At 66.2% G+C, this 23,467-nt stretch carries 27 protein-coding genes; 16 read left to right on the top strand and 11 right to left on the bottom strand.

Going from position 1 to position 23,467, the window contains the following annotated elements; translation table 11 throughout:
• Nucleotides 1-16: 16 nt before the first annotated feature.
• From IPK75_00715 to radA, 3 genes are all read right to left on the bottom strand, one after another.
• Nucleotides 17-1,378 carry an erythromycin esterase family protein gene (locus IPK75_00715; GenBank protein ID MBK8196859.1) on the bottom strand — a complete coding sequence of 454 codons (1,362 nt, stop codon included), beginning with the start codon at nt 1,376-1,378 and terminating at the stop codon, nt 17-19.
• A 62-nt stretch (nt 1,379-1,440) separates the two neighbouring features.
• Entirely contained in the window at nt 1,441-1,977 is a 537-nt protein-coding gene (locus IPK75_00710) for a CvpA family protein (protein ID MBK8196858.1), read from the bottom strand.
• The gene (gene radA, locus IPK75_00705) at nt 1,970-3,355 is read right to left on the bottom strand and encodes a DNA repair protein RadA (protein MBK8196857.1); all 1,386 of its coding nucleotides are present in this window, start codon (nt 3,353-3,355) and stop codon (nt 1,970-1,972) included. The genes IPK75_00710 and radA overlap by 8 nt, the downstream gene beginning before the upstream one ends.
• Nucleotides 3,356-3,420: 65 nt before the next feature.
• Between radA and IPK75_00700 the strand changes: the two genes are divergently transcribed.
• Complete coding sequence (locus tag IPK75_00700; GenBank protein ID MBK8196856.1) at nt 3,421-4,611, top strand: TIGR03862 family flavoprotein; 1,191 nt, start codon at nt 3,421-3,423, stop codon at nt 4,609-4,611.
• Here IPK75_00700 and IPK75_00695 read toward each other — a convergent pair.
• From IPK75_00695 to IPK75_00660, 8 genes are all read right to left on the bottom strand, one after another.
• Nucleotides 4,608-5,159, bottom strand: a complete 552-nt coding sequence (locus tag IPK75_00695) for a HutD family protein (protein ID MBK8196855.1) — start codon at nt 5,157-5,159, stop codon at nt 4,608-4,610. The two genes, IPK75_00700 and IPK75_00695, sit on opposite strands and share 4 nt — an antisense overlap.
• Nucleotides 5,160-5,210: 51 nt before the next feature.
• Nucleotides 5,211-5,483, bottom strand: a complete 273-nt coding sequence (locus IPK75_00690) for a Txe/YoeB family addiction module toxin (protein MBK8196854.1) — start codon at nt 5,481-5,483, stop codon at nt 5,211-5,213.
• Nucleotides 5,467-5,793 carry a type II toxin-antitoxin system Phd/YefM family antitoxin gene (locus IPK75_00685; GenBank protein ID MBK8196853.1) on the bottom strand — a complete coding sequence of 109 codons (327 nt, stop codon included), beginning with the start codon at nt 5,791-5,793 and terminating at the stop codon, nt 5,467-5,469. The genes IPK75_00690 and IPK75_00685 overlap by 17 nt, the downstream gene beginning before the upstream one ends.
• 183 nt (nt 5,794-5,976) lie before the next feature.
• A complete protein-coding gene (locus IPK75_00680) occupies nt 5,977-6,420 on the bottom strand; it encodes a hypothetical protein (GenBank protein ID MBK8196852.1) in 444 nt (147 codons plus the stop codon).
• Nucleotides 6,417-7,181, bottom strand: coding sequence for an ATP-binding cassette domain-containing protein (locus tag IPK75_00675; GenBank protein ID MBK8196851.1), 765 nt, complete (start codon nt 7,179-7,181; stop codon nt 6,417-6,419). Before IPK75_00675 ends, IPK75_00680 begins: the two co-directional genes overlap by 4 nt.
• Nucleotides 7,178-7,960: an ABC transporter permease gene (locus tag IPK75_00670; protein MBK8196850.1), complete on the bottom strand. Its 783-nt coding sequence runs from the start codon at nt 7,958-7,960 to the stop codon at nt 7,178-7,180. Before IPK75_00670 ends, IPK75_00675 begins: the two co-directional genes overlap by 4 nt.
• Nucleotides 7,961-7,967: 7 nt before the next feature.
• Entirely contained in the window at nt 7,968-9,023 is a 1,056-nt protein-coding gene (gene alr, locus IPK75_00665; GenBank protein ID MBK8196849.1) for an alanine racemase, read from the bottom strand.
• A gap of 42 nt (nt 9,024-9,065) precedes the next feature.
• Nucleotides 9,066-10,520: an MFS transporter gene (locus IPK75_00660; GenBank protein MBK8196848.1), complete on the bottom strand. Its 1,455-nt coding sequence runs from the start codon at nt 10,518-10,520 to the stop codon at nt 9,066-9,068.
• Between the two features lie 184 nt (nt 10,521-10,704).
• Between IPK75_00660 and IPK75_00655 the strand changes: the two genes are divergently transcribed.
• The 15 genes from IPK75_00655 (at nt 10,705) to IPK75_00585 (ending at nt 23,454) form a co-directional block, all read left to right on the top strand.
• Nucleotides 10,705-11,136, top strand: a complete 432-nt coding sequence (locus IPK75_00655) for a hypothetical protein (protein MBK8196847.1) — start codon at nt 10,705-10,707, stop codon at nt 11,134-11,136.
• A gap of 105 nt (nt 11,137-11,241) precedes the next feature.
• Nucleotides 11,242-12,444 carry a DUF2336 domain-containing protein gene (locus IPK75_00650; protein ID MBK8196846.1) on the top strand — a complete coding sequence of 401 codons (1,203 nt, stop codon included), beginning with the start codon at nt 11,242-11,244 and terminating at the stop codon, nt 12,442-12,444.
• A gap of 91 nt (nt 12,445-12,535) precedes the next feature.
• Nucleotides 12,536-13,024 carry a Na+/H+ antiporter subunit E gene (locus IPK75_00645; GenBank protein ID MBK8196845.1) on the top strand — a complete coding sequence of 163 codons (489 nt, stop codon included), beginning with the start codon at nt 12,536-12,538 and terminating at the stop codon, nt 13,022-13,024.
• Nucleotides 13,021-13,323: a cation:proton antiporter gene (locus tag IPK75_00640; protein ID MBK8196844.1), complete on the top strand. Its 303-nt coding sequence runs from the start codon at nt 13,021-13,023 to the stop codon at nt 13,321-13,323. The genes IPK75_00645 and IPK75_00640 overlap by 4 nt, the downstream gene beginning before the upstream one ends.
• On the top strand, nt 13,323-13,703 hold the full coding sequence (locus IPK75_00635; GenBank protein ID MBK8196843.1) for a monovalent cation/H+ antiporter subunit G: 381 nt from the start codon (nt 13,323-13,325) through the stop codon (nt 13,701-13,703). Before IPK75_00640 ends, IPK75_00635 begins: the two co-directional genes overlap by 1 nt.
• An 8-nt stretch (nt 13,704-13,711) precedes the next feature.
• Nucleotides 13,712-14,332 (top strand): DUF4040 domain-containing protein, encoded by a 621-nt coding sequence (locus IPK75_00630; GenBank protein ID MBK8196842.1) that lies wholly within the window; start codon nt 13,712-13,714, stop codon nt 14,330-14,332.
• Nucleotides 14,329-14,781, top strand: coding sequence for a Na(+)/H(+) antiporter subunit B (locus IPK75_00625; GenBank protein MBK8196841.1), 453 nt, complete (start codon nt 14,329-14,331; stop codon nt 14,779-14,781). Before IPK75_00630 ends, IPK75_00625 begins: the two co-directional genes overlap by 4 nt.
• A gap of 1 nt (nt 14,782) precedes the next feature.
• A complete protein-coding gene (locus tag IPK75_00620; GenBank protein MBK8196840.1) occupies nt 14,783-15,283 on the top strand; it encodes a cation:proton antiporter subunit C in 501 nt (166 codons plus the stop codon).
• On the top strand, nt 15,280-16,815 hold the full coding sequence (locus IPK75_00615) for a monovalent cation/H+ antiporter subunit D family protein (GenBank protein ID MBK8196839.1): 1,536 nt from the start codon (nt 15,280-15,282) through the stop codon (nt 16,813-16,815). The genes IPK75_00620 and IPK75_00615 overlap by 4 nt, the downstream gene beginning before the upstream one ends.
• The gene (locus IPK75_00610) at nt 16,812-18,317 is read left to right on the top strand and encodes a monovalent cation/H+ antiporter subunit D family protein (protein ID MBK8196838.1); all 1,506 of its coding nucleotides are present in this window, start codon (nt 16,812-16,814) and stop codon (nt 18,315-18,317) included. Before IPK75_00615 ends, IPK75_00610 begins: the two co-directional genes overlap by 4 nt.
• On the top strand, nt 18,314-18,754 hold the full coding sequence (locus tag IPK75_00605; protein MBK8196837.1) for a hypothetical protein: 441 nt from the start codon (nt 18,314-18,316) through the stop codon (nt 18,752-18,754). Before IPK75_00610 ends, IPK75_00605 begins: the two co-directional genes overlap by 4 nt.
• The gene (locus tag IPK75_00600) at nt 18,754-20,499 is read left to right on the top strand and encodes a Na(+)/H(+) antiporter subunit D (GenBank protein ID MBK8196836.1); all 1,746 of its coding nucleotides are present in this window, start codon (nt 18,754-18,756) and stop codon (nt 20,497-20,499) included. The genes IPK75_00605 and IPK75_00600 overlap by 1 nt, the downstream gene beginning before the upstream one ends.
• Nucleotides 20,500-20,608: 109 nt before the next feature.
• Nucleotides 20,609-21,034, top strand: coding sequence for a MucR family transcriptional regulator (locus IPK75_00595; protein MBK8196835.1), 426 nt, complete (start codon nt 20,609-20,611; stop codon nt 21,032-21,034).
• A gap of 241 nt (nt 21,035-21,275) precedes the next feature.
• Nucleotides 21,276-21,770 carry a PAS domain-containing protein gene (locus IPK75_00590; GenBank protein MBK8196834.1) on the top strand — a complete coding sequence of 165 codons (495 nt, stop codon included), beginning with the start codon at nt 21,276-21,278 and terminating at the stop codon, nt 21,768-21,770.
• Nucleotides 21,771-21,828: 58 nt separating this feature from the next.
• Nucleotides 21,829-23,454 (top strand): NAD(P)/FAD-dependent oxidoreductase, encoded by a 1,626-nt coding sequence (locus IPK75_00585; protein MBK8196833.1) that lies wholly within the window; start codon nt 21,829-21,831, stop codon nt 23,452-23,454.
• Nucleotides 23,455-23,467 lie beyond the last annotated feature (13 nt).

The raw sequence follows: 23,467 nt of genomic DNA, 5'->3' as shown, positions 1-23,467 counted from the left end.
CCAGCGGGTTCCCGTTTTAGAGCATGCGCGAGGCGGTCAGCTTGGGATGGTACACCACGAGGTCGAACAGCCGGGCGGGCGGAACGTGCGAGATATCGCTGTCGAGCGGCGTCTCGCTGGCCTTGGCGCCGTACCAGTCGAGGCCGATCTCCGTGCTGCGCCACTGCGCCGTCAGCGGGGAATCCGGCAGGTTGGCGAGGTCGAACCAGGCGGTTGTTCTGCTCGCCTCTGCCGTCAGGGCGTTCAGCGTGTCCGGCCGGGCGCGGCGGCGGATAAAGGCGAGGGGCGCATCCGGTCCGAAATCCTCTCCGGCCGGCAGCGCCAGGAAGGTTGCCTCCCCGAACTCCTGCACCAGCGCCGCATAGCGTTTGCCGAGCGCGTCGCGCAGGGCGCCGCCGGTCGGCTCGTAGCCGGCGCTGCCGCCGCCGGGCCGGCCGCCCGCCACATGCGCGTTGTGCGCCCACAGCACGGCCGGCTTTCCGCCGGCCAGCGCCAGCGCATTGTCTGCCATGAACACGTCGCGGCGGCTCCAGTATTCGGGCGTCGCGAGCGTGATGTCGGCGTCCGAGGTTTCCAGCTCGAACGCATTCAGCCCCTGCCAGGCACGGCGGGCGGTGAACGCCGCGTCCGGCAACCCGACGCGCTTCAGTTCGGCCTCCAGCATCAGGCAGGCCGCTTCGGCCTCGACGCGCTGGGCCGATGCAATCTGGTTGAGCATCCGGTCGTGGCGCAGGCTCCGGGCTTCTTCGGTCAGGATGGGCGCAAGCGAGGCGGCCAGCGCGTCGGCAGCTCCCGAGTCGACCTTCGACAGCGCAGCCAGCGCATCGCCCGCGTCTGCGCTGCTGGCTTGGCAATCGATGCCCAGCACCTGCACGCGCTGGTCGGGGTTGACCGCGTTCCAGCCGCGCAGCCAGGTCAGCAGGTCGGCCATAACTTCGGTCTTGAGGATCCGGAACAGCGGCGCTTCCCGAACTGCGTCTGCGGCAAGCAGCCCCGTGGGGGCGCCGGACGCGTAGGCATCGAACTGCGCGGCGCCGGTGCGGTTCGCTTCCAGCAGCACGACGCGCAGGTCATGATCCTCCACCATCCGCTGGATCAGCACGGCTTTCAGCAGGGCGTCCTCGTGCGAGCCGTGCGTCGCTTCACCCAGCCCGGCGATCTGCGCCGTGGAAAGACGCTTGGCCAGCGCCTTGATGCCGGGATCGGTCGATGTGAGGTTCCGGATGGTGACGGCCTGGGCCGCCAGCAGGTCGGCCATAGTCGGTGCGTGCCCGGCCGGCACCTCGCCGGTTTTCGTGGCACAGGCGCTCAGCAGCGCAGCCGACGCCGAAGCGAGCAGGAAATTGCGGCGCGACAGGCGGTCAGGGCTTGGCAGCAAGGTCTTCCTCCCCGTGGATCGGTGGACGCCTCAACCTAGCCAGTGCAGGCGCAGCATCAAGTTCAGTCGCCTGAGGCGGGTGTACCGGCTTGTCCGTGCTCGCTGACTTCCCGCGCCTCGCCGGTGACCGCGTCCGCCGCGCGGGCCAGGATCGGGTAGCTGATACTGTTCTGGATGAAGGGCGGCACGCGGTCGACACGGAAGCCGGCGTTCAGCAACACGGCAAAGAACACGAGCGCCACGCCGCCCCGGATGATCCCGAATACCAGCCCGGCGATGTGGTCGAACATGCCGATATCGCCATTGGTCATGATCGATTTGGACAGGCCATGGCCCAGCCAGGCGACGATGACATAGACGATCAGGAAGGCGCTGATGACCAAGATGATGTCCGGCGCGAGCGGATGGCTGCCGGGCGGCAGCAGGTCGGCAACCACACCGTGAAGCAGTTTCCGCGCGTAGTAGGCAGCGGCCAGCGCGCCGATGAACGCCCCCAGCGTGGCGAGTTCGCGCAGGAAGCCGCGCGCGAACGCCATGATGGCCGAAACGATGATGATGCCCAGCGCAATGCCGTCAAAAGCGGAAATGTTTTCAAGCATTTGCTGCGTCCGGGGCGAGAAGGTCGACGAGCGCGATAAGCCGCGCAATCGGCGCGAGCGTCAAGCCGCCGTCTGCCGCTGGGCTGCTGTCCGGCGCGAACGCCCGCTGGAAGCCCAGCCGTGCCGCTTCCTTGAGCCGCTGGTCCATACGCGGCGCTGCACGCACTGCGCCGGAAAGCGCAATCTCGCCGAAGAACACGCTGCGCGCGGGCACCGGATTGCCCGCCAGCGAAGACAGGAGGGCGGCAGCAGCGGCAAGGTCGCCGGCGGGCTCGTTGATCCGGTAGCCGCCCGCCACCGAGAGATACACGTCCATGCCGGCGAAATTCACGCCGCAACGCGCCTCCAGTACGGCCATGATCATAGCGAGACGCCCGGAATCGAAGCCGATCACGCTGCGCCGGGGCGTGCCGAACGGGCTCTTGGCGACGAGGGCCTGCACTTCGGCGAGCACCGGGCGCGAACCTTCCATGGCCGCAAACACAGCCGTACCGCCGCCGGGTTCGGCCTCGGCGGAGAGGAACAGTGCAGACGGCTCCTTCGCCGGGGTAAGGCCGAGGGCGTGCATCTCGAAGATGCCGATTTCGTCGGTCGGACCGAACCGGTTCTTCACGGCGCGCAGGATGCGGAACTGGTGGCCGCGCTCGCCTTCGAAATAGAACACCGCGTCGACCATGTGCTCGACGACGCGGGGGCCGGCGATGGTGCCCTCCTTGGTGACGTGCCCGACCAGCACCAGCGCCGCGCCGGACTTCTTGGCCCAGCGCACCAGCTCCTGCGCGCAGGCGCGGACTTGCGCGACCGATCCGGGCGCGGCCTCGAGGCTGTCCGACCAGAGCGTCTGGATCGAGTCGATCACCACGAAACCGGGATTGGCTTCCTTCAGCGCGGCAAGGATGCGGCGCAGGTCGGTTTCGGTCGCAAGCTGCACGGGCGAGTTTGCCACTTTCAGCCGCTTGGCCCGCTCCTGGATCTGCGCGGCGGCTTCCTCGCCCGAGACATAGACCGTCTTCACGCCGTTGCGGGCGAGGCGCGCAGCGGCCTGCAGCAGCAGCGTCGACTTGCCGATGCCGGGATCGCCGCCGATCAGCGTGGCCGAGGCTGGCACCAGGCCGCCGCCGAACACCCGGTCCAGTTCCTCGACGCCGATGACGATGCGCGGAGGCGTGTCGGTTTCGGCGTTCAGCGCTATGAACTCGGTCTTCGGTCCGCGCTTGGCGGTGGGCGTCTTCTCGGCCTTGAGGGCGCCGGGCGGGGCACTGACAGTCTCCTCGACCAGCGTATTCCACTCTCCGCAAGCCTCGCACCGGCCCGCCCACTTGGCGTGCACGGCGCCGCAGGACTGGCAGACGAAGGCGGATGTGGAGGCTTTGGCCATGCCGGAGGGTTATGCGGCTTCGGCCCGCACTGGCAAGGGCGGTGCGGCAGGGATAAAGGGGAGGGATGAAACACGTCGCGATCATAGGCGCGGGACCAGCGGGCCTGATGGCGGCCGAGGCGGCGCTGGAAGCCGGCGCGCGGGTCGACATCTACGACGCAATGCCGAGCGCGGGGCGCAAGTTCCTGATGGCCGGCAAGAGCGGGCTCAACATCACGCACTCGGAAGACGAAGCCTCGTTCCGCACGCGCTACGACGCGCCCGACGCGCGGCTTGCGAAAATGGTCGAGGCATTCGGGCCGGGCGAGATCGTCAAATGGATGGCGGGGCTCGGCATCGAGACGCATGTCGGCTCGTCTGGCCGGGTGTTCCCGGGCGGCGGCAAGGCGTCGCCGCTGCTGCGCCGCTGGCTGGCCCGGCTCGGCGAGCGGGGCGCGGCGCTGCACACGCGCCACCGCTGGACGGGGTGGGACGCGGACGGGGCCCTGGTCTTCGACACAATGACTGGGCGCGCCGCCGTGAAGGCGGATGCAGTTGTGCTCGCGCTCGGCGGGGCAAGCTGGAAAAGGCTCGGATCGGACGGCACGTGGGCCACGCTGCTGGAAGGCAAGGGCGTGGCGCTGGAGCCATTCGCGCCGTCGAATTGCGGCTTCATCGCCGGTTGGTCCGAAAAGATGCGCGCCCATGAAGGGGCGCCGGTCAAGAACGTCACCTTGTCCGCAGGCGGACAATCCGTGCGGGGCGACTTCGTGATCACACGCGTCGGCATCGAAAGCGGCGCGGTCTATCCGCTCGCCGCCGGGCTGCGCCGCGACCTCGCCGCTGACGGGCGCGCCGTGCTGCAAATCGACCTTCTTCCGGATGCGGATGAAGCAGCGCTCGCGGCACGCCTTGCGGCGGCGCACCCGAAGGACTCGGTTTCGAACCGGTTGCGTAAGGCGGCGCGGCTGGATGCCGCCAAGATCGCGCTCTTGAATGAAGTGATGACGGGCAAGCTTCCGAAAGAGCCCGAAGCCCTCGCGCGCCTGATCAAGGCACTGCCCCTTGTGCTCACGGGCACAGCGCCGATGGACAGCGCGATCTCGACGGCCGGCGGTGTGTCATGGGCGGCCCTTGATGACGGGCTTCAACTGACAGCCTTGCCCGGCGTCTTCTGTGCGGGCGAGATGATCGCCTGGGACGCGCCGACCGGCGGCTACCTGCTCACCGCGTGCCTCGCGACCGGGCGGGCGGCAGGGCAGGCCGCGGCACGCTAGACCCTGAAAATCCGTATCAGGAGTACCGGGCCGCCGGTTGCGTGGAGCTGCGTGTTTTCGACATCTTCAATCCGCAGCACGTCGTGGGCGGCGAGCGTCTGGCCTGCCACCTTCGCGGGCGCCAGGGCGAAGATGAAACAGGTGCCTGCGCCGCAGGTCACAGGGCCGCCCGGCGCAATTTCCGCGACCTCTGCAGCGAATGCGCCGCGCCGCGTCATGATGTTGAGATCGGTGGCATGCGTGCCCGCCGGGTCGCCCCGAACGGGCACGTCACCTGCAAACCGCACGCTCTCGCCCGGGCATAGGTCCCGCCGCACGCCGTTTATGTCGAGACGCAGGCTGCCACTCAGCAAGGTCAGGTGCCGGTCAATTCCCGGAAACACGGAGAACGCCCCGGCCGCGCTGACGACGGCCTGGCTGATCCGCCACTGGAAATCGTCCATGCCGGCGCCATCCGGAAACACGGCAATCTCCTGCGTCTCGCCGCCGCCATTCTTCCAGGGCACGGACAGACGGCCGGACGCGGGCAGGTGCGTCAATGCAGGCACGAGGGACAGTCCTTCGTATCGCATTCGGTTGATGCGCGGCTGCCCGAATTGTCAGTCGGCATAATGTCCCCGGCACTGCGCGATGAGCAGGATTTGATCCTTACCCGAACCATCGACCTTGTAGACCAGGCGGTGCTCGTCCGTGATGCGCCGCGACCACCAGCCGGACAGGTCACCCTTCAGAGGCTCGGGCTTTCCGATACCCTCAAACGGGTCGCGCTGGACTTCGCGGATGAGCTTCAGAACCTTCAGGCCGGTTTTCCGGTCCTTGTCCATCCACCAGTCGAGATCTTCCAGCGCTTCCGGCTCAAACGCGACGCGCATCGCGGATCATCGTCCAGAGCGCTTCCGGGTCTTCGTCCGCCAGTTTCGAGAAGGTGTCTCCGTCGATTTCGACGCGGCTCTTGCCATCCGAATTGATGGCTCGCAGCAAGCGCGCCGCACCTTCAGGATTCGAGAGGAGATGGATGGTCTCCAGCATGCCGTTCCAGTCGTCCATACTCACCATTACAGCCGCTCCCGCCCCCCGGCGCGTGATGGCGACGGGCGCATGATCGTCGATCACGCTGTCGATCACCTGTTTCAGGTTCGCGCGCGCTTCAGTGATGGAGATGGCGTCGGTGATGTGGGGCATGCGGGCAATATGTACGTAATTGCGTACAAATGCAATGGTTGGCGGCGGCGTGAGGCGTGTTGAGGCGGCGAATTGTAGGGTGGGTTAGGCCGAAGGCCGTAACCCACCGTCCAGGGGCGGGACAGAAGATGGTGGGTTACGCCTACGGCTAACCCACCCTACGAGGCGCGTGGCGCCTCTGGCTTATTCGTCCGAATGCCGGGCCAGTCTGTAAGCATCGGCCAGTTCTGAGAAGCGGTCCGTGTCCGAGATAAGCAAAATCACGACAGGGTCGAGTTCGTCGTTTGGCGCGGCGGCGCAGTGCCAAGAATACCAAAAGACTGCAGACAGCGGTTCGCTTGAGTGTTGTGTTGTCATCACGAAGGACTCATCAGGCCGTCCGGGCGATGCAATTTCGAGATCAACCTGAACCCAATCGACAGACTCCTCCCAGAGTTCGCAGTCGACTCCCCAACACATTACATAAAGGCACCCTTGGGAAATCAGCCACTTCGCGATCGAGGTTTGCCAATCGTCCGCAGAAGGAAGGTCCGCGACAATAACCACTTTGAATGGGGTGCTGAAAGTTCTGTCCGGGACATCGTTTCCCGGAATAAGGCGGATATAGACGATTTCCGGCTCGTTCATATCGCCGGCTGGATAGGTCCGTCAGCTCGTCCGTTCACGAACTGGTCGACATATTCGTTGCCGCTATGGTCGACATCCGACGCCTTGCCGCGCCAGATGATCTTGCCTTCGAACAGCATGGCGATCTCGTCGGCGATCTTGCGGGCGCTTGGCATGTCATGCGTGATCGAGACGGCGGCGGCGCCGAGGCCGCGGACCATTTCGAGGATCAGGTCGTTGATCGCATCGGCCGTGATCGGATCAAGGCCGGTGGTTGGTTCGTCGAAGAAGATCAGGTCCGGCTCGGAAATGATCGAGCGGGCAAGCGAGACGCGCTTCTGCATGCCGCCGGAAATCTCCGCCGGATAGAGCCCGGCAACGTCCGCCCCCAGACGAACCTTCTTCAGCGTCTCGATGGCGCGTTCCTTGGCATCCTTGCGGCTGAGGCCTTCCGAATTGATCAGGCGGAAGGCGACATTCTCCCAGACGGTGAGCGAGTCGAACAGCGCGCCGGACTGGAACAGCATGCCGATGCGCGCGCGCATCTTCTCGCGCGTCCGGCCGGTCGCCTTGGTCACGTCGGCGCCGTCAAAGAAGATCTTTCCCTTGTCCGGCGTCATCAGGCCGAGGGCATTCTTCAGCATCACCGACTTGCCCGAGCCCGACCCGCCGATCACGACGAGGCTCTGGCCGGGCGCAACTTCAAGGTCGACACCGCGCAGCACCTGCTTGGTGCCGAAGGACTTTTCGACCCCGTCGAGTTTCAGGATGGGCGCGCTCACAGGCCGATCTCCACGAACAGCGTGGACAGGAGGTAGTTGAAGGCGAGCACCAGCACCGCCGCGCCGACCATCGACAGCGTCGCAGCCCGGCCGACGCCGGTTGCGCCCGCCTGGCTGCGGTCGCCCTGATAGCAGCCCATGATCGCGATCACGGCGCCGAACACCACCGCCTTGATCAGGCCGACGAGGATGTCGTCACGGGTCACGAAGTCGAGCGTGTTGCGCAGGTAGACGGTCGAGTCGAAGCCGAGGCCGTAGACGCTGACCAGCCAGCCGCCCATCACGCCGATGATGTTGGCGATCATCACGAGCGCCGGCAACGTGATCAGCGCAGCCAGGAACCGCGGCGCATAGAGATAGCGGAAACGCGAGGCCGAAAGGGTCTCCAGCGCGTCGATCTGCTCGGTCACCCGCATGGCGCCGATCTCGGCGGCAATGCCGGCGGAGACTCGTCCCGCCAGCATCAGGCCGGTGATCGTCGCGCCGAGCTCGCGCGAGATGCCGAGCACCACGATGTTCGGCACGAACTGCTCGGCGCCGTAACGGCTGCCGCCCTCATAGATGTTGAGCGCCAGCGCCGCGCCGATGAACACGGCCGAGAGGCCGACCACCGGCAATGAGTAGAACCCGATCCGCACTATCTGGCGCAGGATCTCGCCGCCATACCAGCGCGGCGTGAAGGCCGCCGTCTTCACGCGTGCCGCAAACGAGGTCAGCCGCCCGATCTCGGCGAACAGGCCCAGCGTGATGCTTCCGATGATCTGCAGCGGATTGGTCATGACGGCCTCAGCGATAGTTGCGTTGCACCCGGGGGCCAAGGCCGGTCAGCAGCTCATAGCCGAGCGTGCCGCAAGCCGCTGCCTGCGCTTCCAGTTTGGCGTGCTCGCCCAGGAATTCAACGCGGGCGCCCGGCTTTATCGCTTTTGGCCCGTCCGTAATGTCGAGCGTGACCAGATCCATCGAGATACGCCCGGCCACCGGGCAGGCAATGCCGTCGATCCAGCCGCGCAGCTGGCCGGAGCCAGCCCGTGGCAGGCCGTCGGCATAGCCGATGGCGCAGGTCGCCAGCAGCCGGTCTTCGCTGAGCGGATAAGTGGCGCCGTAGCCGACGGATGTGTCCTTGCGCCCGGTGAACACGCTGACGACCGTCGCTTCCAGCACCACGCCGGGCTTCAGCGTCACGTTCGCCGGCGGCACGCTGCCGCCATACAGGGCAAGCCCGGGCCGCGTAAGGTCAAAGCCATATCCCCGGCCGAGGTAACATCCGGCCGAGTTTGCAAGGCTCGCCGGCGTGTCCGGGAAGGCATCTGCGATTTCCTCGAAATCCCGCCGCTGCTGCAGGTTCATCGGATTCTTCGGCTCGTCGGCGCAGGCGAGGTGGCTCATCACCAGCACCGGCGCGAGCCGGCGGATGGCGGTGGCTTCAGTATCAACCAGGCTCGCCGGAATGCCGAGCCGGTTCATGCCGGTGTCGACATGGATCGCGCACGTGCCGCGCGGCGCGGTCGACCAGAGCTTCAGGTGCAGCTCGCTCGACAGCACAGCCGTCAGTTCGGCGTCGCGGTAGGCGGCCAGTTCGCCCCGCATCGGCCCGTTCAGCACGAAGATGCGCGGGCCCTTGCCGAGCGCCTTGCGCAGGGTCACGCCCTCTTCGAGATAGGCCACAAAGAACGTCGCGCAGCCGGCCGTCTTCAGCGCGCGCGCCACTTTCGCCGCGCCGAGGCCGTACCCGTCCGCCTTCACCACAGCCGCCGTCGTTGCGCCCGGATGCAAGGCATCAAGGGTGCGCCAGTTGTCCGCAATATTGGACGTCAGCACGGTCGCGCGGGGCAGGAAGCTCATGCGATCAAGCGCTAAGCGAGATTGTGCGGAAAGTCATCCCGGCTATTTCCGGCCCTCATGGTGGGCCAGCCAGGCCGAGCCCTTCATGTTCCAGACCGGGGTGAAGAACACCATCCAGCCGATCAGCAGGATCATCCCCCCGGCCGGCACGACGGCGATCTTCTGCGGCCCGAACACGTCCACCAGTGCGCCCATCAGTGCCGCCCCGAACGGCGCCCCCGCCATGAAGCCCAGCTGGTAGATCGAAAGCACCCGAGCCAGTTTCTGCTTCGGCGCCGAATCCTGCACGATCGACCGGCTCATCGCGATCGAAATGCCCGCCGCGAGGCCCCAGACGAAGACGATGCCGAGGAACATCCAGTGCGGGATCGAGCCGATCATTGCGAGGATCGAAACCGAAGCGACAAGCTGCGCGAGCAGCAGCAACCGGCCCTGCCGCTTGATCCGCTTGAACACGGCCAGCACCGCCGAGGACACGAACGCGCCCATCCAGAAGGTCACGAACATGTCGCGGATCCCCGAAGAGCCGAAATGGTAGACGTCGCGGTTGACGATCGGCAGCACCACCAGGAACGAGCCGATGACAAACACGCCGACCCCGAACATCAGGCTGGTCATTGCCCACAGCTTCGGATCGGCGCGCACGGCGGTCACGCCCTCGCCGATGGCGGCGAACGTCGCCCGCACGCCCTTGCCGGTGCCGCGCACCTGCCGTCCGCGGGCGAGCATCAGCGCAAAGGCGGCGCCGCTGATCAACGCGGCGCCCTGAACGAACAGCAGCGTTTCAGCGGAAATCGGCCCGATGCTGAACCCGCCAAGCCAGGACGGCATCTTGGTCGCCCGGTCAGCGTATCCGGCCAGCACAAGGCCGACGATCTGCGCCAGGAACTGCGCCATCGTCGCAAGCGTCACACCGAGCTGCAGCGTCACGCCGGAGCCGACCCGCATGCGCCGCTCGACCACCTCGTTCACGATGGAATCGCGCGCCGGCATCATGAAGGCGCCGATGGTGCCGATCGAAATCGCGTAGAAGATCATCATCCCGTAAGTCAGCTCGCCGGGGCCGACATAGAACGCGAGCAGCATCGCCGGTGCGGCGGCCAGCAGGTGCAGCAGGATCAGCAGCCGCTTGCCGTCCGCCCGTTCGGCCACCACGCCGCCGATCAGCAGGAAGATCACCGAGGGAAGCGACAGGGCCATGTTGGCGAGGCCCAGCGCCAGCCCGTCGAGGTGCAGGTGGTCGCGCCCCGTGATCAGGTACGGAAACAGCACCATCTGCAGGCCGAAGGCCATGAACCAGCTGCACTGCACGGCGAGATAGGCCGGCAGCTCAATCTTCACGCCCCGGCGCAGGCGCATGGCGCGCCAATGCGTAGCGGTCGTCAGGAAGCTCGCGCCGGCGCCGAGCGCTTCGCTGAGGCCGCTGACCGGCGAGGCGACGCTTTCGGAGGCCTCCTCGGCCATCTCGCCGACCATCTTCTCGATGTCGCCGTTCATACGCAAAACTCCCGCCCGGTGCGGCGGGACAATAGGTAGGCAAGTCCGGCATGGAAAGGGGCGCACGCCTGCTGCGCCGCGACTTGTGAGCACGGTGCGAGGTTGCCTTGCGGGAGGCCTGCCGCTACGGTCCAGCGTCGGTAAGGGCGTCGAGGAGGCCTCTCCCATGAGCGCATTTCGCCTAATGGCCAGCTGGCTGCTGGCGATCGCTCTGACCCTGTTTTTCCTGCATATTACCATTCACCCCTGGCCCAATCCCGTGCCGGGCTACGTCAAGTTCTATGACGCGCCGGGCGAGCATCTCGCGTTTTCCGCGCTGGCCCGCAGCACCGGCATCACGCTGTTTGAGCCGGCCGGCCGCTTCGTCTCTGGCGTGATCGAGCTGGTGACCGCCTTGCTGCTGCTGATTCCGGCGACCCGCCGGTTCGCCGCCGGGATCAGCGTGCTGATACTCGGCGCCGGCGTCGCACTGCACCTGTCGCCCTGGCTCGGGCGCGAACTCGTGCTGCCGGAAGGCGGCACCGATGGTGGCACCCATTTCCTGGTTTACGTGATCTGCCTCGCGTTCAGCCTGCTGCTGCTGTTCGTGCACCCCGGCAGCCGCCGCAGCTACTGATCCTGGCCACAACCCACGCGGGAAAAACGCCAGAAAATTAAAGGCGGTCTACGTCTCATTAACGCTTGGATGGCAGGTTCCCGGAGTTAGGGCAGGCCTTTCAGAATGAGCGACACGTCTCAAACACACGCGCAGAAGCCGCAGAGCGCCGCACAAGATGCGCTGGTTCGCCGGCTGATTGACGTCGTGGCCATGCCCGGATCGCGGATCCCGCCGCAGGACAGGTCGATGGCGGGGGACATCCTGCTCGACATGCTGCTGCACGTCACCGACCGTGAGCGCAGCCTGTGCTCAGCACGCCTGGCCGTATGCCGCGATGCGCCGCGCCGGCTCCTGCGCTACCTCGCGCATTGCGCCTTCCCGGTGGCGCGTCCTCTGCTTGAGGAAAGCGACGCGTTCGACGCCTGCGACCTCGTGGAGATCATCCAGAACTCCTCGCTCGAGCACCGCCTCACCATCGCCCGCCGCCGAAACCTTTGCGTGTCGGTGACGGCAAGCCTCGCGCAGGTCGGTGAACCGGCCGTGGTGCGCGAACTCCTCGCCAACCGGAACGCGGTGCTCGCCGAAACCACAGTCGACCGCCTCGTGGCGCTGTCGCGCGAAGAGCCAGCGATTTGCGCGCCCCTCGCCGAACGGATCGAATTGCGCCCGTCCCACGCCATGGCGATGTTCTGGTGGGCCGAGGCCGCGACGCGCCGCAAGATCCTGACGCGCTATGCAGCCGACCGTACAGAGATGGTTTCGCTTTGCCGCGACGTGTTCGAAATGGCGGCGGCGGAAGGCTGGTCCGATCCGATCACGCGCAAGGCGCTGCAGCTCATCGAACGGCGCCAGCGCAATCGTGCGGCGATTGAACGCAGCCCTTACGACAGTCTCGAGGGCGCCGTCGCTGCGGCCGCCGCGAACGGCATCGACGCCGAACTCGCGCAGGAAATCGGCTATCTCGCAGGCATCAAGCCGGTGACTGCGGCGAAGATCCTGTCGGATGCCGGCGGCGAAGGGCTCGCGGTGCTCTGCAAGGCCACCGGCCTCAAGCGCGAATACGTGCGCATGTTGTGGACCGCGCTGCGCCGGCCGCTGGAATCGCCCACAGGAGAGGCGGATCCGGCGTTCCACAATGTCGCGGAAACCTATGAAGTGTTGTCGGTCGCGAAGGCACAGACCACGCTGCGCTACTGGAACTGGTCGCTGTCGTCCGCTTTTTCGCCGGGCGCGATCCGCCAGGCACAGGAGCTCGGAAATCCTGCCAATGAGGACGTAGAATACTCTACATCCCAGAGAACGGCACGACTCGTCTTCGGAAATTAGGCGCCCCGCGCCAAAATAGGCTTCCCAAGCCCGGCGCGGCCCTTTAGGTGAGGCGTTCACCAAAAGAGTTCGGTCCAGACAGAGGGGCGCTGTGGCGTACTTACTCGGAATAATTTTGGCGATCGTCGCGTTCTGGATTGGCAATTCCGGGCACTACACGCCGTTGATGCTTGGCTTCCTCGCCGTTTCCGTGCTGATCACGGTGCTGGCGTGCTGGCGCCTGAAGATCATCGACCGGGAAGGCGCGCCATACGTGCGCCTCGTGGGACTCGTCGCCTACTGGCCCTGGCTTGTGTGGGAAGTCGTCAAGGCGAACTGGGTCGTGATCAAAGCGTGCCTGCGCGCTGATCTCGATATCTCGCCGGCGCTCGTGAAAGTGAAGACCGTCTGCAAGAGCGACCTTGCGAAAGTCACCTTCGCCAACTCCATCACGCTGACGCCCGGCACGATCACGGTCGACATCGAAGGCGACAAATTGCTGGTACACGGCCTTTATGAAGGCAACACCGTTCCCGAAGCCTTTGAGGAAATGGATCGTCGCTGCGCCCGCGCGGCCGACCCGGTTGGAGGCGCCGCATGACGTTTGCTGCCCTGATTGCTCTTCTCGTCGGCGCGTGCATGCTGCTCGTCCGTGCACTGATGGGGCCGACACTTTACGACCGCGTGCTGGCGGTCAACTCGCTCGGTACAAAGACGGTTCTCGTCCTCGGCCTGCTCGGCTACGTGATGGGCCGTCCGGACTTCCTCGATATCGCCATCCTATACACGCTGATCAACTTTGTCTCGACGATCGCGATCCTGAAATTCTTCCGCTACCGGTCGTTCCAGGTGCCGCTCGTGCGCCGTCCGAATCCCGCCGCGCCGGGGGAGGACCGCTGATGGCCGAATTCATGACCCTCATCGCGGACACCTGGCAGACGGTGCGCTTCCCGCTCGGCGGCGCGGCCTGCCTTGCCGGGGCGCTCCTCTGCATCGTCGGAACCATCGGTGTACTGCGCTTCCCGGATTTCTACACGCGCCTGCACGCCGCCAGCATCACCGACACCTCGGGCGCCGGCCTGGTCATCTTCGGCATGGCGCTGATGGCGCCGCATTGGCTGGTGCTGGTGAAACTCTTTTGCATGCTCGGCTTCCTGATGCTCACCAGCGCCACCGGCTCGCACGCGCTTGCCAACGCCGCCCACATCGCCGGCCTGCAACCGAAGATCGGCCCGGTCGGGCGCCGCGATCCGGACGACCATGAGGAGGGCGGCCATTGACCGAAGTCATGATCGGCGGCACCGGCACCGCCCTTATCAACATCCTCTTCCTCGTCATCCTGTTCGTGGTGGCGATCGCCATCGCGCGCCTGCGCAGCCTGTTCGCCATCGTCATGCTGTCGGGCGTCTACTCGCTGGTTTCGGCCGCCTGGTACATCCTCGTTGACGCCGTCGATGTGGGCTTCACCGAAGCCGCCGTCGGCGCGGGCATGTCCACCGCCGTCCTGCTCGGCGCCATGCTGCTCACCGCGCGCACCGCGCAGCCGGAAAAGCCGTTCTCGCGCATCGGGCCGTTCATCGTCTGCCTCGTCACCGGCCTCATGCTGATCTACGCGACGATCGACCTGCCGCCGCTGGGCGATGCCAATTCGCCCGCCAATGCCGGAGTCGGCCTCACCTACCTGCGCATCAACTGGTACGACATGGGCGTGCCGAACGTCGTCACGTCGGTCCTCGCCAGCTACCGGGGCTTCGATACGCTGGGTGAGACCGCCGTGGTGTTCACCGCCGGCCTCGCCGTGGCCATGCTGCTCGGCTTCGGCGAGCGTTCGCTGGCGCAGACCCTGAAAAAAGCACCCAAGCCCGACGCGCGGTCCGCGCCCGCCCGGAAAGAGGGAGACGCGCCATGAAGGGTGACCATCACATGATCCTGCGGGTAATCGCCAAGTGCCTGCTGCCGCTGATCCTGATCTACGCGTTCTATGTGCAGTTCCACGGCGAAGTCGGGCCCGGCGGCGCCTTCCAGGCCGGCGTCGTGCTTGCTGTCGCGCTGATCCTCTACGCCCTCGTCTTCGGTCTCGCTGCCACCATGCGCGCCGTGCCGCCCTGGTTCACCCGTTCGCTCGCCGCGGTCGGGGTGATGATCTATGCGGGCGTCGGTTTCTGGGCGCTGCTGTCGGGCGGCGAGTTCCTCGAATACCAGGCGCTGTTCGGCGAGGAACCCGGCGGCCACCATGGCCAGCATGCCGGCATCATCATCATCGAGCTTGGTGTGTTGTGCGCCGTGTCGGGCGCCATGACGACGATCTTCTATGCATTGGCCGGCCGCGTTGCCGAAATCCGCGACGAGGACTGGTAGGATGTGGGAATTCATTCTCGAGCGCGCTGGCTACTGGGCCATCATCGGGCTGATGATGATCAGCCTGTTCATCGCCTTCTCGGCGGAGAACCTGATCAAGCGCCTGGTTGGCCTGTCGCTGTTCCAGACGACGATCTGCCTGTTCTACGTCACCCTCGGCAAGATCACCGGCGGCACCGCCCCAGTGCTGCTGCCGGCCGACATGCCCGATCATTATGCCGGCCATGGCGGCGCGGCGGCGGCTGACGCCCATCTCGTCGCCGGCGGCGGCGAGCGCGTCGCCGATCTCGTCCACACCTACTCCAACCCGCTGCCGCACGTCCTGATGCTCACCGCCATCGTCGTCGGCGTGGCAACCCTTTCGGTCGGTCTCGCGCTGATCGTCCGCATCCGCGAAGCCTACGGCTCGATCGAAGGCAACGACGTGCGCGCCATCGACATCGAAACCGCGCTTGCCCAGGAAGCGGAAGCCGAGAAAGACCTCCACGAGGCCACGGCATGATCATCGAAACCTTGCTCGTTACGGCGCCTGACTGGGCGATCCGTCACTCGACCGTGCTCGTCCCGATCATTCCGCTGATCATGGCGCCGGTCCTTGCGCTGAGCCCCAGCAGCCGCCTCTCGTGGCTGCTCACGCTGGCGACCACCGCGCTCACGCTCTACCTCGCCGTCATCACGCTCGGCGTCGTGCAGGCGACCCCCGGCGGCGTCATCAGCTATCCCATCGGCAACTGGCCGCCGCCCATCGGTATCGAATTCCGCGTCGATGCCCTGAACGCGATGATCCTGCTGATCGTCACGGCGATGGCCTTCCTCGCTTCGGTCTTCGCCTGGCCCACGCTGGTCGCCGAAGTGCAGAAGGAAAAGATCGGCCTGTTCCTCTGCGCCTTCCTGCTGTGCTTCGCCGGTCTCTCCGGCGTCGCCTCGACCGGTGATGCGTTCAACCTGTTCGTCTTCCTCGAGATCAGCTCGTTGTCGACCTATGTGCTCGTCGCGATGGGTTCCTCGCGCGACCGGCGCGCGCTGCCCGCCGCGTTTGACTACCTGATCATGGGTACGCTCGGCGCCAGCTTCTACATCATCGGCGTCGGCTTCCTCTATGCCGTCACCGGCACGCTCAACATGGCAGACCTCGCCGCCCAGCTGCCCGCGCTCAGCGGCAACCGCTCGGTCCAGGTCGGCTTCGCCTTCATCATCGTCGGCCTCGGCCTCAAGGCCGCCATGTGGCCGCTGCACCAGTGGCTGCCGAACGCCTATGCCTACAGCCCCAGCCTGATCACCATGTTCCTCGCGGCGACCGCCACCAAGGTCGCCCTCTACGCGCTGATCCGCTGGCTCTTCACCATCTTCCAGCCGGACTATGCCTTCGAACAGGCGCTGTTCACCTGGGTGCTCGCCCCGCTCGGCATTGCCGCGATGGTCGTCTGCTCGTTCCAGGCCGTGTTCCAGAACGATGTGCGCCGCATGCTCGCCTATTCGTCGGTCGCGCAGGTCGGCTACATGATCCTCGGCATCTCCATCGGCACCGCAGCCGGTGTCTCGGCGGGCCTGCTGCACCTGTTCAACCACGCCATGATGAAGGGCGCGTTGTTCATGGCGGTCGCCGGCGTGTCGCTGCACTACCAGGGCACCACGATCCGCGACTTCGCAGGCCTCGGCCGCTCGGCGCCGTTTACGATGGCGGCCTTCGCCATCGCCGGCCTGTCGCTGATCGGTGTGCCGCTGACCGCCGGCTTCATGTCCAAGCTGCAGCTTGGCTACGCCTTGTTCGACCACGGATGGTGGTGGGCCGTGCTGCTGGTCGTGTTCTCCAGCTTCCTCGCGGTCTTCTATGTCGGGCGCATCCTGCAGGCGGTGTTCTTCCTGCCGCCGGTCAATCCGCGCAAGCATCGCAAGGAAGCGCCGCTGCTGCTGCTCGTGCCGCTGTGGGCGCTCGCGCTCGCCAACATCTATTTCGGCATCGACGCCACGTTCCCGGTCGGTCTCGCCCGTGATGGCGCCGTCGCGGCCCTCGGCCTGGAGGCGTTCCAATGACGCCGGACTTCCTGATCGCCACCACGCTCGTCCTGCCGCTGGTGATCGCCGCCGGCATCGCCGCGCTCGGCAAGTTCCCGAACCTGCGCGAAGGCGTCACGATCATTGGATCGGTCGCCCTGTTCGCGGTTGTCATCCAGCTGACGCTGCTGGTCGCCGGCGGTGCGCGTCCGGAGCTCTACATCGGCGAAGCCGTCCCGGGTCTTGCCTTCGCGTTCAAGCTGGAACCGCTCGGCGCCCTGTTCGCCGTTGTCGCCAGCGGCCTCTGGATCGTCAACTCGTTCTATTCCATCGGCTACATGCGCGGGAACCGCGAGCGCAACCAGACGCGCTTCTACATCTGCTTTGCCCTCGCCATCTGCGGCGCCATGGGCGTCGCGATGTCCGGCAACCTGTTCACGATGTTCGTCTTCTATGAAGTGCTGACGCTGTCGACCTATCCGCTGGTCGCCCACAAGGGCGACGCGGCCGCCCAGCGCGGCGCGCGCATCTACCTGCTCACACTGCTCGGCACGTCGATCGGCCTCTTGCTCACCGCCATCATGTGGACCTGGGTGCTCGGCGAGCAAAGCCTCGAATTCGTCGATGGCGGGCTTCTCGCGAGCGCCAACCTGACGCCGGTCGTCTCCAGCGCGCTGCTCCTGCTGTTCGTCTTCGGCATCGGCAAGGCGGCCCTGATGCCGTTCCACTTCTGGCTCCCGAACGCGATGGTCGCGCCGACACCCGTCTCAGCCTTGCTGCACGCCGTGGCCGTCGTGAAGACCGGCGTGTTCGCGGTGATGAAAGTGGCCGTCTACATCTTCGGCGACGACCTGCTTCACGCGACGCCGTCGCGTGAGTTCCTGATGATCGTGGCCTGCGTCACCATCGTGCTCGCCTCTCTGATCGCGATGACCAAGGACAACCTGAAGGCCCGGCTGGCCTATTCCACCATCGCCCAGCTCGCCTACGTGACGCTCGGCGCCATGCTGGCCGACCGGGCGGGGATGATGGGCGGCTCGCTGCAGATCGCGGCGCACGCGGTCGGCAAGATCACGCTCTTCATGTGCGCCGGTGCCATCTATGTCGCCACCGGCATCAACAACATCTCCGACATGCGCGGCCTCGGCCGCAAGATGCCGATGGTGTTCATCGCCTTCTTCCTGGCCTCGCTGTCGATCATCGGCATTCCGCCGCTGGCCGGAGCGTGGCCGAAGTTCGAGCTGATGCAGGGCGCGGTCGATGCCGGTGTAGGCTGGGTGGCGGTCATCCTGATCATCTCGTCGCTGCTCAACATCGCCTACCTGTTGCCGATCCCGATCCTGGCGCTGATGCCGCCGCCCGGCACCAAGCCGCCGAAGGAGTTCAAACGCCCCGGCGGCGCGCCGGCGCTCACCGTGGCGGCGCCGATGTTCACCGCGATCCTGTGCATCGTGCTTTTCTTCGCCATTGATCCCGTCGCCAACTTCCTCGCTCCCGCCTTCGACGCGGTGGCCATCGTCCCGAATGAGGTTGTCCCATGACCGACGAAACCCCATCGGGCCGCGACACGTCCGGCCGCTTCGTCAAACGCGCCGCCGAACAGGTCAACGCGATGAGCCGCACCAATGATGAAGGCGTCCATCCGATGGCCAAGGTCTTCTTCGGCTGGACCGAAGTCAAAGGCATTGGCGCCATCCTGTTCTGGGTGATGGCCGGGCTGTCGGTCTTGCTGGTTCTGGCCGACCTTGTCGTCCACCGCCACGAGGAGATCCATTTCGCAAGCTCCGTCGGCTTCTACGGCCTCTGGGGTTTCCTGTCGTTCTCGTTCGTCGTGCTGATGGGCTGGCCTCTCGGCAGCCTGCTGCGCCGCGATGAGAACTATTATGGCGATGCCGGCGGCCCGCCCGCCGACGTCGATCCGGACATGGAAGAGATGCCGCCCGTCGCAGGCCATTCGGCTCACGGGGGAGACCACTGATGCCCGCCTTCCTCGCGTCTCTGAACCCCGGCTGGCTGCTGGTCCTTGCCGGCATCGTTTCGCTCTTCGTCACCGTGCGTGTCGTGCGCCAGGGTATTTCCATCCTGACGCCGATCCTCGCCATCCTGCTCCTGGTCAGCGCCCAGCACGGCGTCGACCTGATGAACATCGATGCGCTCGGCCTGCCGCTGACGCTCTACCGAGTCGACAGCCTGAATTTCCTGTTCGGCCTCGCCTTCCTGATCGCAGCGCTGCTGAACGGTATCTATGCGCTGCATACGGACAATCGCATCCAGGACGGCATGGCGCTCGCCTATGCGGGCGCCGCCATCTCTGCCGCCTTCTCGGGCGACCTGATGACGCTGTTTGTGTTCTGGGAAATCACCGCCATCACGTCGGTGTTCATGATCCTGCAGGCCGGCACCCGCGCGGCCTACTTCGCTTCGATGCGCTATCTCGGAGTCCAGGTGCTCTCCGGCGTTCTGCTGCTGATGGGCCTCACCTATGTCTGGAACGCCACTGGCACGCTGCAGCTCACCGCCTTTACCGGCCTCGACCAGCCGGGCGCGCTGATCATCTTCATCGCCTTCGGCATCAAGGCCGCGTTCCCGTTCCTCCACAACTGGCTGCAGGACTCCTATCCGAAAGCCACCGTCACCGGCGCCGTCGTCCTCTCCGCCTTCACCACGAAGCTCGCCGTCTACGCCTTCGCGCGCCTCTTCCCGGGGCAGGAGGAGCTGATCTGGATCGGCGCCGTGATGACCTGCTTCCCGGTCTTCTTCGCGGTCATCGAGAACGACCTGCGCAAGGTGCTCGCCTATTCGACCAACAACCAGATCGGCTTCATGATCTGCGCCATCGGCGTCGGTACACCGCTCGCCCTCAACGGCGCCGTCGCGCACGCCTTCGCGGACATCCTCTTCAAGGGCCTCCTGTTCATGTCGATGGGCGCGGTGCTGTTCCGTACCGGGACGACCAAGGCCAACGAACTCGGCGGCCTCTACCGCTCGATGCCGTGGACGACATTGTTCTGCCTCGTCGGCGCCATCTCGATTTCGGCGATGCCGCTCTTCTCGGCCTTCGTCACCAAGTCGATGATCCTGTCCTCGGTGGCCGCCACCGGCATGGTCGTCGTCTGGCTGATGCTGATGTTCGCCTCAGCCGGTGTGCTCGAGCACTCGGGCATCAAGATCCCGTACTTCGCCTTCTTCGGCCATGACAGCGGCAAGCGCGTCAAGGAAGCGCCGTTCAACATGCTCCTCGCCATGGGCATGGCCTCCTTCCTCTGCATCGCCATCGGCCTGCCGGCCTTCCTGCCGGGCTTCGGTTACGAGTGGCTCTACAGCCTGCTGCCATATCCGATCGAAGCAGCCAGCTACCAGCCGTTCACCGTCGGCCACATCCTGGCGCAGCTCCAGCTGCTCGCGCTCGCCGTGTTCGCCTTCGTGCTGCTGCAGCGCCTCGGCCTGTATCCGCCGGAAAAACCGGGCGTCATCCTCGACAGCGACTGGATCTACCGCAAGGTTGGCTACGGCATCGTGCGCTGGGTGGACACCGTCTGGGCCAAGCTCGGCCCCGCGATGACGCATGTGTTCCGCAGCCTGACGGAACGCACCTACGACCGCATGATCAACGCCTTCAGCCCCCGCGGCGCCCTCGCGCGCAACGGAACCGCCGCCGGCATGACCATCTGGACCACCGTGATTCTGGCGCTCGTGCTGCTGATCTCCTACCTGACATCCTGAAAATCCCTGCGACAACAGGGTGACAAATTTCCGCCATATTGGGACCTGACCACAGCGGGGTGGCGCACCATTGCCTGGCAGCGGGGCGCTCTTGCTGGAGGGGCAAGTGATGTCTTTTGAGGAAGAATTCGAGGTGCCTGCGGACGGTATGCATGTGGCTTATGCCACCGGCATCGTGTCGGCCTATGTCCGCAACAATTCGGTCGATACCGCGGCCCTGCCGGACCTGATCCGCAACGTGCACGCCGCGCTGGTGGGCCTCTCGCGCCCGTCTGCGCCGGTTGCCGAGCCGCCGACCCCCGCCGTGCCGGTGAAGCGCTCGATCTACAAGGACTATCTCGTCTGTCTCGAGGACGGGCTGAAGTTCAAGTCCCTGAAGCGCCACCTGCGCTCGAAATACGGTCTGTCGCCGGACGATTACCGCCAGAAATGGGGCTTGCCGGCGGACTATCCGATGGTCGCGCCCGGCTATTCGGAAAAGCGCTCGAAACTCGCCAAGAAAATGGGCCTCGGCCGCACCGCGCGCGAGGAGTGATGCCTGCCATCCGGGCAGGGCTGCCTTTGTAATATTCGTCCGCGATACATTACAAAACCCGGCCCCGCGCCCGGATTGCCGAGTCAGTTCAACGGTTTAGCCGAAGTGATTACCGGTCGTTCCGCCTGCGGAATGAAATGATCCGGCAACCAGTATTAACAAAATGCTTCCGGGACTCTTGATCCGCGAGTCCACTCGCGCAATAGGTGATTCTTGCGAATCACCACGGGGGTGGCGAGACATGTTCCAGAAGCCGCATTTTTCCGGCGTCACCGAGGCCCAGCGCCTCCTGATCGACCATTGGCACGCCTGCCGCGGCGTCGCCGGGCATGTCCCGCGCGATGCGATTGATCCGGGTACGGTGCGCTCCACGCTGGCCTGCCTGTCGATCGTCGAGATCAACGAGACCGGCGAGGGCCGTTTCCGCATTGCCGGCTCGCGCCTGCGCGACATCTTCGGTCTGGACGTACGCGGACGTCCCGTGGCGGAAATCGCCGGCGCGCATGGCGAGGGCTACGCCCTTGGCCTGCTGGCTGCCATCGAGCGCGGCGTGCCCGTCGGCGGCGTCATGGAAACCGGCGGCCGCCTGCATGCCTGGCTGCGCCTTCCGCTGGCGGACGATTACGGCAACCTCACCCAGGTCCTGTGCCACGATGAGCTGGTGGCCAACCGCCGGGCCCTGCTGCCCGCCGCCGAAGCGCCGTTCACCCCCGCCAAGCCCCGCTTCGCCGCCTGATCTGCGCGCCGCAGGAGGGGATTACATCGCGCCCGGCAAAAGTGCTAAGGGCTCGGCGATGTTGCGCATTTCCGAACTGAAGCTCCCGCTCGACCATGCCCCTGAGGCCCTCCCGGCGGCCATCGCGGCGCGTCTCGGCGTGGCGCCGGGGGATCTGCTGCGCTGGTCGGTCTGGAAACGCGCGCATGACGCGCGGCGCAAGTCCGCCATCCTCAAGGTCTACATCGTCGATGCCGAGGTGCGCGGCGAGGCGGCCGTCCTCGCCCGCCATGCCGGCGACATTCACATCAACCCCGCGCCCGATACCACCTATCGCCCGCCCGCGCCGCCGCCCGCCGGGCGCCTTCGCCCGGTCGTCGTCGGCACCGGCCCGTGCGGCCTCTTCGCCGCGCTCATCCTCGCCGAGCTGGGCCTGCGCCCGATCATCCTCGACCGCGGCAAGGATGTGCGTGCGCGGACGAAAGACACTTGGGGCCTCTGGCGCCGCAGCGAGCTGAACCCGGAATCCAATGTCCAGTACGGGGAGGGCGGCGCCGGCACCTTCTCGGACGGCAAGCTCTACAGCCAGATCCGTGACACCCGCTTCCTCGGCCGCAAGGTGCTCACCGAATTCGTCGCCGCCGGCGCGCCGGAGGAAATCCTCACCGAAGCCCACCCGCATATCGGCACGTTCCGCCTCGTCACGATGGTCGAACGCCTGCGCGCCAAGATCGAGGCGCTCGGCGGCGAATACCGCTTCCAGCACCGCGTCACCGACCTTGAACTCGCGCGCGGCCCCGGCGGCGCCCACCGCCTGCGCGGGCTTCATCTGCACACGGGCGAATTCCTCGAGGCTGACCAGGTCGTCCTCGCCATCGGCCATTCCTCGCGCGACACGTTCGAGGCGCTGCACGCGCGCGGCGTGCATATCGAGGCGAAGCCCTTCTCGGTCGGCTTCCGCATCGAGCATCCGCAGTCCTGGATCGACAAGGCGATGTTCGGCCCCTGCGCCGGCCATCCGGATCTCGGCGCCGCCGCCTATTCGCTGTCGCACCACTGCGCCAACGGGCGCACCGTCTACAGCTTCTGCATGTGCCCGGGCGGCACCGTCGTCGCCGCCGCGTCAGAGCCGGGCCGCCTCGTTACCAACGGCATGAGCCAGTATTCCCGCAATGAACGCAACGCCAATGCGGGCTTCGTCGTCGGCGTCACCCCTGCCGACAATCCGGACGACCACCCGCTCGCCGGCATTGCCTTCCAGCGCGCCATCGAGGCGCGCGCCTTCGTCGCCGGCGGCAGCGACTATTACGCCCCCGGCCAGACCGTCGGCGACTTCCTCGCCGGCCGCCCGTCCGCCGCCATCGGGGCGGTCGTCCCCAGCTACCGCCCCGGCGTGCGCCCGTCAGACCTTGCGCCCCTGATGCCGGATTATGTGATCGAGGCGATGCGCGAGGCGCTGCCGGTCTTCGGCCGCAAGATCCCGCGCTACGATGATCCGGAAGCCTTCCTCACCGGCGTCGAGACGCGCAGCTCCTCGCCCATCCGCATCACCCGCCGCGCCGATGGCCACAGCCTCAACGTCACCGGCCTGTTCCCGGCCGGCGAAGGCGCAGGCTATGCCGGCGGCATCCTCTCCGCCGCCGTCGACGGCATCAAGGTCGCCGAATCCGTCGCCCGCGCCATGGCCAGCGCGTCGGCGGAGTAGGGCAGGCACCACG

The organism is Acidobacteriota bacterium, from assembly GCA_016712445.1.
Taxonomy (GTDB): domain Bacteria; phylum Pseudomonadota; class Alphaproteobacteria; order Caulobacterales; family Hyphomonadaceae; genus Hyphomonas.
The sequence above is the reverse complement of the archived record's forward strand: the minus strand, read 5'-3'. Positions and strand labels throughout refer to the sequence as shown.

Coding starts and splice junctions, on each gene's coding strand:
- IPK75_00660 (MBK8196848.1), bottom strand. CDS start 10,520: ATGAACGGCGACATCGAGAAGATGGTCGGCGAGATGGCCGAGGAGGCC.
- IPK75_00615 (MBK8196839.1), top strand. CDS start 15,280: ATGATCATCGAAACCTTGCTCGTTACGGCGCCTGACTGGGCGATCCGT.
- IPK75_00650 (MBK8196846.1), top strand. CDS start 11,242: ATGAGCGACACGTCTCAAACACACGCGCAGAAGCCGCAGAGCGCCGCA.
- IPK75_00585 (MBK8196833.1), top strand. CDS start 21,829: ATGTTGCGCATTTCCGAACTGAAGCTCCCGCTCGACCATGCCCCTGAG.
- IPK75_00635 (MBK8196843.1), top strand. CDS start 13,323: ATGGCCGAATTCATGACCCTCATCGCGGACACCTGGCAGACGGTGCGC.
- IPK75_00655 (MBK8196847.1), top strand. CDS start 10,705: ATGGCCAGCTGGCTGCTGGCGATCGCTCTGACCCTGTTTTTCCTGCAT.
- IPK75_00710 (MBK8196858.1), bottom strand. CDS start 1,977: ATGCTTGAAAACATTTCCGCTTTTGACGGCATTGCGCTGGGCATCATC.
- IPK75_00620 (MBK8196840.1), top strand. CDS start 14,783: ATGTGGGAATTCATTCTCGAGCGCGCTGGCTACTGGGCCATCATCGGG.
- IPK75_00670 (MBK8196850.1), bottom strand. CDS start 7,960: ATGACCAATCCGCTGCAGATCATCGGAAGCATCACGCTGGGCCTGTTC.
- IPK75_00700 (MBK8196856.1), top strand. CDS start 3,421: ATGAAACACGTCGCGATCATAGGCGCGGGACCAGCGGGCCTGATGGCG.
- IPK75_00595 (MBK8196835.1), top strand. CDS start 20,609: ATGTCTTTTGAGGAAGAATTCGAGGTGCCTGCGGACGGTATGCATGTG.
- IPK75_00610 (MBK8196838.1), top strand. CDS start 16,812: ATGACGCCGGACTTCCTGATCGCCACCACGCTCGTCCTGCCGCTGGTG.
- IPK75_00685 (MBK8196853.1), bottom strand. CDS start 5,793: ATGCCCCACATCACCGACGCCATCTCCATCACTGAAGCGCGCGCGAAC.
- radA (MBK8196857.1), bottom strand. CDS start 3,355: ATGGCCAAAGCCTCCACATCCGCCTTCGTCTGCCAGTCCTGCGGCGCC.
- IPK75_00690 (MBK8196854.1), bottom strand. CDS start 5,483: ATGCGCGTCGCGTTTGAGCCGGAAGCGCTGGAAGATCTCGACTGGTGG.
- IPK75_00640 (MBK8196844.1), top strand. CDS start 13,021: ATGACGTTTGCTGCCCTGATTGCTCTTCTCGTCGGCGCGTGCATGCTG.
- alr (MBK8196849.1), bottom strand. CDS start 9,023: ATGAGCTTCCTGCCCCGCGCGACCGTGCTGACGTCCAATATTGCGGAC.
- IPK75_00600 (MBK8196836.1), top strand. CDS start 18,754: ATGCCCGCCTTCCTCGCGTCTCTGAACCCCGGCTGGCTGCTGGTCCTT.
- IPK75_00630 (MBK8196842.1), top strand. CDS start 13,712: ATGATCGGCGGCACCGGCACCGCCCTTATCAACATCCTCTTCCTCGTC.
- IPK75_00590 (MBK8196834.1), top strand. CDS start 21,276: ATGTTCCAGAAGCCGCATTTTTCCGGCGTCACCGAGGCCCAGCGCCTC.
- IPK75_00605 (MBK8196837.1), top strand. CDS start 18,314: ATGACCGACGAAACCCCATCGGGCCGCGACACGTCCGGCCGCTTCGTC.
- IPK75_00680 (MBK8196852.1), bottom strand. CDS start 6,420: ATGAACGAGCCGGAAATCGTCTATATCCGCCTTATTCCGGGAAACGAT.
- IPK75_00625 (MBK8196841.1), top strand. CDS start 14,329: ATGAAGGGTGACCATCACATGATCCTGCGGGTAATCGCCAAGTGCCTG.